Consider the following 8,807-nt stretch of genomic DNA (forward strand, 5'->3'; position numbering starts at 1 on the left):
AGAATGGGGCAAAGTGTTCAGGGACAGGCTGAAGAAAAACGGGAAAAATGGGAAGCTAATAATCGGGGCGATGATGCGGAAGCTGGCGCAGGTGGCGTATGGCGTCCTGAAATCAGGACGCCCTTTCGATGCCACTCAGAATATGGAAAATGCTTGCGTGGCATAACAGTATCTACAAAAGAACGTAGGCCCGGTAAGCGTCAGCGCCACCGGGCATTTTTTTAGGCTTTCACGCGCTGAATATACTCCCCAAACGCGGTCAACTGACCGGTCAGGTGATCGAGCGTGCTCTGATCAACCACTTCCGCCGTCTGTGGGTCGACCTTGTTCTGAATCACACCGCCCATAAACTCTGGCTTGTTCATCACCATCGCATCCAGGAACACCAGAATCTGACGCAGGTGATACTGGCAGCGTGCGCCGCCAATCGCGCCCATCGAACTGGTCTGGATGAGCACAGGTTTACCTGCCAGCGGCTGTTCAGGCAGACGAGAAAGCCAGTCGATGGCGTTCTTCAGACCACCCGGCACCGAGTAGTTATATTCAGGCGTCACAATCACTACGCCATCAGCCTCGCGGATGGCCGCAGCCAGCGCTTCTACGCTTGCGGGGAAACCTTCTTCTTGTTGAATATCGGCATCGTATAGCGGAATCTCGCCGATGGACGGCAGAGCGGTGATGTCCATTCCTGCCGGGGCAATTTTTGGCAGGGTACGCGCAACCATACCGTTAAATGAACCTTTGCGCAGGCTTCCCAGTAACGTAACAACTTTCAACGCTTCAGACATGATTACTCCTTTCGTTTTCATCATGATGGGTCAGTTCAGTATAAGGGCTTTTTCCGCAGGCAGGCTGGTAAATCGCATCAGGCGGGCCTCGGGTTCGCTGGCGCGGGCTTGCATATCCGGTAAGCCACGCCAGCCGGTTTTGCTGTCATATTCCCAGACTTTCAGGCGCTCAATGGCAGGGGTTGCGGCAATCGACCACACCAGCACATCTTCCGCATCGCAAATGGCTTCTATCTTCATCACCCGAGCGGCTCTCAGACGGCCTGAACCGGGCAATAGCTGAAGCTGTTGCTGGGAATGACATTGGGTGTCGCCGATGAGTTTTAGCACGCTCTGGCGCAGGGCCATGAGCTGGGCGCGGGCTTCGTTCGGATCGTTTTGATTTTTGATCCACAGATTTTCATTACTGCTGAAGGGATAGGATTCGACCGCCGTCGGGCTGTGGAAACCACGAGTGGCGCGCTGAAGCTCCATATCCAGACCGCATTCCCCTTCGGTGCTTAGCGCAACGCCGACGATATTCCCGGCATAAGCGATGGAAAAACGAGGGTGATTGCTGTCGCGAAAAACCGGTTTGCCGTCTGGGCGCGTGATGATATCGGGTAGCTCGCTAATGCCGTAAAGCATAAACAGCAGCTCGGCAAGCAAAGAGCGCGAAGCCAGGAACCGCGAACGGCGATGCTGGGGAAGCTGGCGGGCTTCGTTGTGGCAGTATGATGAGAGTCGCACTGAGTGCAAATGCCCATCGTTAAGGATCCCTCTTGCAAAATGCATAGCCATTATGTCGCTCCGTGATTAATGGTCTGAGTGAAAACGATACCGTTATTATCGCTTAAACTGTTGAGGTTTTAATGTGGAAAATCCCTGTTGAAAAGGCCTCAGTCAGAACATTTACATTTCCTTAGCCGCAATAGTCTGTGGGTTCACGAAATGACGCGGCTAGCGGCCGATTTCCTGCTGAAAGGACCATTGCTGATATCACCGTTACTCCCTCTGAAGCGTTGCCAGAAATGCCTCGCCGTACAGCTCTTTTAAAACGGATTTCAGCCAGATCAGTTTCGGGTTATGCCCGTTGCGCTTGTGCCAGAGCAACGTGAAAGGCACTGCCAGCTTTTGCAGTAGCGCAGCTTCCAGGGGGATCGGGCGCGTCACCAGTTTGAGACCGTGCTGCTGATTGTAGTGCTGGCAATAGAGCGGAGCGGTAGCCAGTAAGGTGTGGTTCGGCTGCGCTGCCATGAACATCGACGCTTCAAAACCTGGCAGGCTGAGGGCTATCTGACGTTTCAGCCCGGATTCCTGTAAGACCTCATCAAGCGCCCAGGTGTCGCTGTTTTCCCAATAAATACTGATATGCGGATAGCGCAGAAAGGTTTCCAGATCCCACTTTTCCTGCAAAGCCGGGTGATCTTCGCGTAAATAGACGCGCGGCAAGTCGCTGAACAGCACTTCAAAATCGATATTCCAGGGCAACAGGCTGAGTGATTCGCGGGAACGCGGGTGCGTTTCGCGCCCGGTAAAGCCGATATCAACTTCCCCGCGGATGATGGCATCCAGAGAGTCGTAACCCCAGTTACGCAGCCGCACGGTCGCCTGTGGATAGCGTTGATAAATTTTCTGCGAAAGGGCGTTAAAGGCAATCAGCATCAGCGGGTTTTCCGCCGCCAGTTCAAAGGTGAGCCCGCGCGGGGTGTCGTGATGCGGCTTGTCCAGCAGCTGATGGCTCATTTGCAGCCAGTCTGCCAGATCCTGCTCCATACTCACCGCCAGCGGCGTGGGATGCAGGCCACCCGGCGTTTTCACAAAGAGCGGATCGTTAAACCAGTCTCTGAGTCTGGACAGAGACTTGCTGACGGCGGAGGGCGTGACGTTCATCCGCTTCGCCGTCTTGCTGACGCTGCGCTCCTGCAACAGCAGTTGCAGACACAGCAGTAAATTGAGATCGAGACTAGCCAGGGATTTTTTCATGGTCCGGCGCGTCCACTCGCGCGGACACAAAGGTAATCAACAAGATGCAGACCATGCTACAGCTAATCAGACTCCCGATCAGCATATTCAGTGCGCTGACGCCGGAAACGGCAGCCAGCCAGATATACAGCGAGGAACCGCAGACCTGAGCGATACCCAGGACAGAGCTCGCTACGCCCGCACGCTGTGAAAAAGGACTCAATGCCTGGCTCATGGTCACGCCAAAGCCCAGTGAGAAGCCCGAGCAGATGAGCGTCAGGCCAAACAGCATCACTGCGTTTGAAGACGCTGAGGCCAGAACCAGAGCCGCCGCAAATAACAGCCCTTGCGCGACCAGCATCAGCGTGCGTTGGCTAAAGCGTGTCAGGGCAAACGGCGTTGAGAAGGCCACGACCATGCTGATCAATGCGGTCAGCGCCATGATGGTGGAGTATTCGCCCCGATCAAACTGCAGGACTTCCATCAAAAGCACGGGCGAGATATTGACATAAGTCAGAATGGCCGTGACGCTCAGCGTGGTCATGATCACCCGGCTGATAAAGAAGCGGCTGGTCAGTGATTCCGAAGCCAAAGGTTGAGCGGAGTACTGAGAAGCTTGCGTGCCCGGATGGGATTCTTTCAGAACCAGCGTTGAGAGCAGGCAGACAATCACCCCCATGCCGGTCATTACCCAGAACAGGCTCTGCCACGGGAATCTGAGCATGATCAGATGGCCAATCACCGGCGCCAGCACCGGCACAATGCAGGTGATGCCATTGAGCAATGACAGAACTTTGGCCCGGCGCCGATCGTCGAGCGTATCGCGCAAAATCGCAAAAGCCACCACATAACAACAACCCGCGCCCGTGCCCTGAATAAAGCGGCCTGCCAGGAACAGCGAGCTGGTGGTGGCATTCGCACAAAGGACTGAGGCTAATGCAAACACAATCGCGCCACAGATGGCGACAGGTTGCCGCCCGGCCTTATCAGCCAGACGACCGGCAATCAGCATGGCTGTTGCCATACCGGCCAGATAAACCGAAAACGCGATATGCAGCTGCGCCTCGCTGGCATGGAGGTCGGCGGCGATATGGGGAAGGCCGACGAGGTACATGTCGATGCCGGAAGGATAAAGCAATACCAGGGCGAAACTGCAAAACAGGAAGCGTGCCATAGAAACCTCGCAGGAAAGAGCGGCTAAGCATACGAGGCTTTGCTGAGGGGCACGAGTTGCCATTTGGACAACAGCGATTTCCAGAATGGAAAAACAGTGAAAGTTGAGAAATGTTCTGATGCCGCTAAAGGGCGCAGGGCCTGAGAGTCAGAAATACCCTTACATATAGACTCGTTAAGTCCGAAAAGGGAGGTAGTGCGTTAAAGAAGTTATCCAGTAATGTCTCCATTAACGGATGGGGTGGCACCCTTACTCAGTAGCCCTTCTTTATCACGGCTACACTTCACGGTGGGAAGCCATTTGTAGTTTTTAAGCTAAATACAATGGACGGGGAGTAGCTTTTAAGCTACTTTTGGATAGATGAAAACGATAAAAACTTACATCACTGCTGATGGGCAGGACTTGTATGCTGCGTTTTTTAAAAAGTTACGTGACCCGGTTGCGAAAGCAAAAATAGCCTCGCGAATTAACCGGATGGCTTCAGATAATTTTGGTGATCACAAGCCATGTCGTGAAGGCGTTTGGGAGCTCAGGATCGATCAGGGGGCTGGATATCGGGTGTATTACAGTCTGGTCGGTGATGAAGTCATTTTGCTGCTGCTTGCGGGTGATAAGCGCACCCAGAGTGCTGACATTGATGAGGCTGTTTGCTGTCTCAAAGACTATTTGAAGAGGTGATGCATGGCTAAAGAACGTTTATATGATGAAGTGATGGTGGATGCACTCAGGGAAGATCCTGATTTTGCTCTGACTTATCTGCATCAGGCGTTCCTTGATATTGATGAAGATGGTGGCCAGGAAGCCTTTTTACTGGCGTTACGCCATGTGGTTGAAGCCCGGGGAGGGATGGCCGTGGTCGCTCAGAAAGCAGGTGTCTCGCGTGAATCTCTTTATCGCACGCTTTCTCCCACAGGCAACCCGACGCTGAAAACACTTCGCAGCGTTGTCCATGCCGCAGGTTTCCAGTTTTCCTCGCTGGTAAGTGCCTGATTCAGACACTTACCACATCAAAACCTGTTCAGGTTGTGTAAATCACTTCCCGATACAGAAGCTCGAGAAGATGCGGCCGAGCAGGTCGTCGGAGGTGAATTCCCCGGTGATTTCGCTTAACGCCTGCTGTGCGAGGCGCAGTTCTTCTGCCAACAGCTCACCGGCCCAGGCGCCGAGCAGTTGCTCCTTACCTTGCTGCAGATGATTGGCGGCGTTTTCCAGCGCTTGCAGGTGACGACGACGGGCAAGGAAACCGCCTTCCATGTTGGTGTCAAAGCCCATGCTCTGCTTCAGATGGTTGCGCAGAATGTCCACGCCTTCCCCCTGACGCGCAGAGAGTCGAATAAGTGAGTGGCCATTTACATCGCTCAGACCAGTCGCTTCGCCGGTGATATCCGCTTTGTTGCGCACCACGGTAATCGGCAAATTCTGAGGCAGTCGGGCGATAAAATCAGGCCAGATCTCTGCCGGATCGACGGCGTTGGTGGTGGTGCTGTCGACCATAAACAGCACGCGATCGGCTTGCTCAATTTCCTGCCAGGCGCGTTCGATACCGATGCGTTCGACTTCATCACTGGCATCGCGCAATCCAGCGGTGTCGATGATGTGCAGCGGCATGCCGTCGATGTGGATATGTTCGCGCAGCACGTCACGCGTGGTGCCAGCGATATCGGTGACAATGGCGGCTTCACGGCCAGCCAGCGCGTTCAACAGGCTGGATTTGCCTGCGTTAGGGCGCCCGGCAATGACCACTTTCATCCCTTCGCGTAACAGGCTGCCCTGGCGTGCTTCGGCGCGAACGGCATCCAGATCGCCCATCACGTTATTGAGCTGCGCTTCGATTTTGCCGTCAGAGAGGAAATCGATTTCTTCATCCGGGAAGTCGATGGCCGCTTCCACATAGATGCGCAGGTGAGTAAGTGCTTCCACCAGATGGTTCACCCGGGTGGAAAATGCACCCTGTAAGGAGTTCATCGCTGAACGAGCGGCTTGCTCGGAGCTGGCATCAATCAAGTCGGCAATGGCCTCGGCCTGTGCCAGATCGAGCTTATCGTTAAGGAATGCGCGTTCTGAAAATTCGCCGGGGTTGGCAATACGTACTCCCGGCAGCGTCAAAATGCGTTTCAGAAGAAGATCGAGAATGACCGGGCCGCCATGGCCTTGTAGCTCAAGGACATCTTCGCCAGTAAAGGAATTCGGGCCCGGGAACCATAACGCAATGCCCTGATCCAGCGTGGCGCCTTGCGCATCACGAAACGGCAGATAATCGGCATAGCGAGGCTTCGGCAATTTTCCGAGCACCGCCTGCGCCACTTCACGCGCTTTCAGGCCGGAGATACGCAGAATGCCTACGCCGCCGCGTCCTGGCGGAGTGGCCTGGGCGACGATGGTGTCGTTATGGCTCATGGTTTATCTCGTTTTATAGCAATAGAAAAGGCGGTCATTAGACCGCCCTGTCATTCCTGTTCTGATGGCCGGGTAATTCACTTACCCGGCTACGGAATCAGGATTTTTTCTTCTCGCGGCTATGCAGGCCACGTTTTTCCAGACCACGGTAAATCAACTGCTGCTGGATGATGGTGACCAGGTTGCTGACGATATAGTACAGCACCAGACCTGACGGGAACCACAGGAAGAACACGGTGAAGATGACCGGCATAAAGGTCATGATCTTCTGCTGCATCGGGTCAGTCACAGTGGTCGGTGACATCTTCTGGATGAAGAACATCGTCACGCCCATCAGGATTGGCAGAATGTAGTACGGGTCCTGTGCGGACAAGTCATGGATCCACAGAGCAAACGGCGCATGGCGCAGCTCAACGGAGCCCATCAGCATGTAATACAGTGCCAGGAAGATTGGCATCTGGATAATCAGCGGGAAGCAGCCACCCAGTGGGTTCACTTTCTCAGCTTTATACAGAGCCATCATTTCCTGGCTCTGACGCTGTTTGTCATCGCCCAGACGCTCACGCATCGCCGCAATTTTCGGCTGCAGCATACGCATCTTCGCCATGGAGGTGTACTGCGCTTTGGTCAGCGGGTACATGATGCCACGAACGATAAAGGTGATAACGATGATGGAGAAGCCCCAGTTACCCAGGAAGCTGTGGATAAATTTCAGCAGTTTGAACAGCGGCTGAGAAATGAACCACAACCAACCGTAATCAACGGTCAGATCCAGGTGTGGCGCGACAGCTGCCATTTTGTCCTGAATTTCCGGGCCGACCCACAGGGTGCTACCTACGGTCGCGTTCTGGCCTGGCTGAATCAGCGTCGGCTGAGACTTATAGCCAATCGCGGCAATGCCGTTACCCAGGTCGGTGGTGTAGAAGTTATTGCTGCCGTCGTTACGAGGCACCCACGCGGTGGCGAAATACTGTTGCAGCATCGCGACCCAACCACCTTTAGAACTGATGTTCAGGTTTTCGTTGTCGGCGATTTTGTCGAATTTGTATTTCTCATACTTCGCGTCTGGCGTGGAGTATGCCGCGCCGCGGAAGGTGTGCAGCGCGAAGTTGCTGCTGCCTGTGTCGCGATGGGTTGGCAGATTGATGGACTGCTTCAGCTGACCGAACGTGGACACTTCCAGCGGTTTCTCGCCGGTGTTCTTCACGTTGTAATCCACATTGACCGAATATTCACCGCGCTTGAGGACAAACGTTTTGGTGAAGGTGTTACCGGCTTTGTCGGTAAAGGTCATTGGGATAGACAGTTCGTTCTGTCCGTCAGCCAGTACAAACGCATCTTTATCAACGTTATACAGTGGGCGAGGGCCATTAGCCGGGTTATCCGGGCCATCACGACCCGTCAGGCCGCTTTGTGCCTGATAGATAAACTGCGGCGTTGTTTCCAGCAACTGGAACGGTTCGTTTGAACCCAGCTCTTTCGGGTAAGCTAACAGCTGTGCCTGCTCAACATCACCACCACGGGTGTTGATGGTCAGCTCAAGCACGTCGGTTTTCACCGTAATCTGTTTCCCCTGGCCACTGGCCTGTACGCCCTGGTCGGCGGCGCTACCCGCTGCGGTGGTCGTAGTCTGCGTGATCTGCTGCTGGGGCTGAGGATTTTTATCCTGTTCCCATGCCTGCCAGATCATGAAAGACACGAACAACAAAGCGATGATAAGAAGATTGCGTTGCGAATCCATCGTTAGTGTTCTCTGGTATTAGAAGGTCCTGGTGGGACGGGGTCGTCACCACCCGGGTGTAAAGGGTGGCATTTTAATACGCGTTTCACCGTCAACCAACTGCCTTTTATCACTCCAAACCTGCGCAATGCCTCAATTCCGTATTGCGAACAGGTGGGAGTAAAACGGCAGTGCGGCCCGAGTAGCGGACTAATCAGGCGTTGATAGACCCGGATAAGGGCTATCAGGACCCGTGAGACAGGCGACAGTGACGGCGCCATAATTTTTCCAACGCTTCCGTGAGTGCCCGGTTGTCGAGATCGGCAACCCCTTTTTTCGCGACGACCACAAAATCCATCGCAGGAAGTTCATGCTGACGTAAACGGAAACTCTCACGCGTCAGACGTTTAATCCGATTGCGTTCATGAGCGCGTTTAACGTTTTTCTTAGCGACAGTGAGACCGATGCGGGGATGCCCCAGCGAATTCAGGCGGCCGAGGATGGTGATTTGCGGCGTGCCAGCCCGTTGCGGCTGCTGGAAGACGAATGTGAAATGAGTGGGAGTTAACAAACGTAACTCCCTGGGAAAAGCTAGCTTAACCACTCAGGGGTTAGCTTTATTACTTGGAAACGGTCAGACGAGAACGGCCTTTAGCACGACGACGTGCCAGAACCTGACGACCATTTTTAGTAGCCATACGAGCACGGAAGCCGTGAGAACGGTTGCGCTTCAGTACAGACGGTTGAAAAGTGCGTTTCATGGCGATTTCTACCTAAACTTGAA

11 protein-coding genes are annotated in these 8,807 nt (G+C 54.1%); 2 read left to right on the forward strand and 9 right to left on the reverse strand.

All coding sequences use genetic code 11. The annotated features are described in order from the left end of the window. Positions 1 to 221 precede the first annotated feature (221 nt). The 4 genes from ACRCWW_RS17490 to ACRCWW_RS17505 form a co-directional block, all read right to left on the reverse strand. On the reverse strand, positions 222 to 788 hold the full coding sequence (locus tag ACRCWW_RS17490; protein WP_438683532.1) for an NADPH-dependent FMN reductase: 567 nt from the start codon (positions 786 to 788) through the stop codon (positions 222 to 224). 30 nt (positions 789 to 818) lie between these two features. Then, positions 819 to 1,568 carry a 4'-phosphopantetheinyl transferase family protein gene (locus ACRCWW_RS17495; protein ID WP_438683533.1) on the reverse strand — a complete coding sequence of 250 codons (750 nt, stop codon included), beginning with the start codon at positions 1,566 to 1,568 and terminating at the stop codon, positions 819 to 821. A gap of 204 nt (positions 1,569 to 1,772) precedes the next feature. After that, positions 1,773 to 2,753, reverse strand: a complete 981-nt coding sequence (gene yidZ / locus ACRCWW_RS17500; protein ID WP_438683534.1) for an HTH-type transcriptional regulator YidZ — start codon at positions 2,751 to 2,753, stop codon at positions 1,773 to 1,775. Continuing rightward, positions 2,734 to 3,906 (reverse strand): MFS transporter, encoded by a 1,173-nt coding sequence (locus ACRCWW_RS17505; RefSeq protein WP_438683535.1) that lies wholly within the window; start codon positions 3,904 to 3,906, stop codon positions 2,734 to 2,736. The genes yidZ and ACRCWW_RS17505 overlap by 20 nt, the downstream gene beginning before the upstream one ends. Before the next feature lie 360 nt (positions 3,907 to 4,266). Between ACRCWW_RS17505 and ACRCWW_RS17510 the strand changes: the two genes are divergently transcribed. After that, positions 4,267 to 4,584, forward strand: coding sequence for a type II toxin-antitoxin system RelE/ParE family toxin (locus ACRCWW_RS17510; RefSeq protein ID WP_438683536.1), 318 nt, complete (start codon positions 4,267 to 4,269; stop codon positions 4,582 to 4,584). 3 nt (positions 4,585 to 4,587) lie between these two features. Beyond that, a complete protein-coding gene (locus ACRCWW_RS17515) occupies positions 4,588 to 4,896 on the forward strand; it encodes an addiction module antidote protein (protein WP_438683537.1) in 309 nt (102 codons plus the stop codon). Between the two features lie 42 nt (positions 4,897 to 4,938). Here the strand turns inward: ACRCWW_RS17515 and mnmE are convergent, their stop codons facing one another. The 5 genes from mnmE to rpmH form a co-directional block, all read right to left on the reverse strand. Continuing rightward, complete coding sequence (gene mnmE, locus ACRCWW_RS17520; RefSeq protein ID WP_438683538.1) at positions 4,939 to 6,303, reverse strand: tRNA uridine-5-carboxymethylaminomethyl(34) synthesis GTPase MnmE; 1,365 nt, start codon at positions 6,301 to 6,303, stop codon at positions 4,939 to 4,941. 97 nt (positions 6,304 to 6,400) lie between these two features. Next, entirely contained in the window at positions 6,401 to 8,044 is a 1,644-nt protein-coding gene (gene yidC, locus ACRCWW_RS17525) for a membrane protein insertase YidC (RefSeq protein ID WP_438683539.1), read from the reverse strand. A 2-nt stretch (positions 8,045 to 8,046) separates the two neighbouring features. Beyond that, positions 8,047 to 8,304 (reverse strand): membrane protein insertion efficiency factor YidD, encoded by a 258-nt coding sequence (gene yidD, locus ACRCWW_RS17530; protein WP_438683540.1) that lies wholly within the window; start codon positions 8,302 to 8,304, stop codon positions 8,047 to 8,049. After that, on the reverse strand, positions 8,268 to 8,627 hold the full coding sequence (rnpA, locus tag ACRCWW_RS17535) for a ribonuclease P protein component (protein ID WP_438683541.1): 360 nt from the start codon (positions 8,625 to 8,627) through the stop codon (positions 8,268 to 8,270). The genes yidD and rnpA overlap by 37 nt, the downstream gene beginning before the upstream one ends. Positions 8,628 to 8,643: 16 nt before the next feature. Continuing rightward, positions 8,644 to 8,784, reverse strand: coding sequence for a 50S ribosomal protein L34 (gene rpmH / locus ACRCWW_RS17540; RefSeq protein WP_003849659.1), 141 nt, complete (start codon positions 8,782 to 8,784; stop codon positions 8,644 to 8,646). Positions 8,785 to 8,807: the final 23 nt, after the last annotated feature.

The sequence above is a fragment of the Scandinavium sp. genome (assembly GCF_051650185.1).
In the GTDB taxonomy this organism is placed as follows: Bacteria; Pseudomonadota; Gammaproteobacteria; order Enterobacterales; family Enterobacteriaceae; genus Scandinavium.

Bases quoted from the DNA above. Each gene is read 5' to 3' on its own strand.
- ACRCWW_RS17510 (WP_438683536.1), top strand. From the start codon at position 4,267: ATGAAAACGATAAAAACTTACATCACTGCTGATGGGCAGGACTTGTAT.
- mnmE (WP_438683538.1), bottom strand. From the start codon at position 6,303: ATGAGCCATAACGACACCATCGTCGCCCAGGCCACTCCGCCAGGACGC.
- ACRCWW_RS17490 (WP_438683532.1), bottom strand. From the start codon at position 788: ATGTCTGAAGCGTTGAAAGTTGTTACGTTACTGGGAAGCCTGCGCAAA.
- ACRCWW_RS17495 (WP_438683533.1), bottom strand. From the start codon at position 1,568: ATGGCTATGCATTTTGCAAGAGGGATCCTTAACGATGGGCATTTGCAC.
- ACRCWW_RS17515 (WP_438683537.1), top strand. From the start codon at position 4,588: ATGGCTAAAGAACGTTTATATGATGAAGTGATGGTGGATGCACTCAGG.
- rpmH (WP_003849659.1), bottom strand. From the start codon at position 8,784: ATGAAACGCACTTTTCAACCGTCTGTACTGAAGCGCAACCGTTCTCAC.
- yidD (WP_438683540.1), bottom strand. From the start codon at position 8,304: ATGGCGCCGTCACTGTCGCCTGTCTCACGGGTCCTGATAGCCCTTATC.
- yidC (WP_438683539.1), bottom strand. From the start codon at position 8,044: ATGGATTCGCAACGCAATCTTCTTATCATCGCTTTGTTGTTCGTGTCT.
- yidZ (WP_438683534.1), bottom strand. From the start codon at position 2,753: ATGAAAAAATCCCTGGCTAGTCTCGATCTCAATTTACTGCTGTGTCTG.
- ACRCWW_RS17505 (WP_438683535.1), bottom strand. From the start codon at position 3,906: ATGGCACGCTTCCTGTTTTGCAGTTTCGCCCTGGTATTGCTTTATCCT.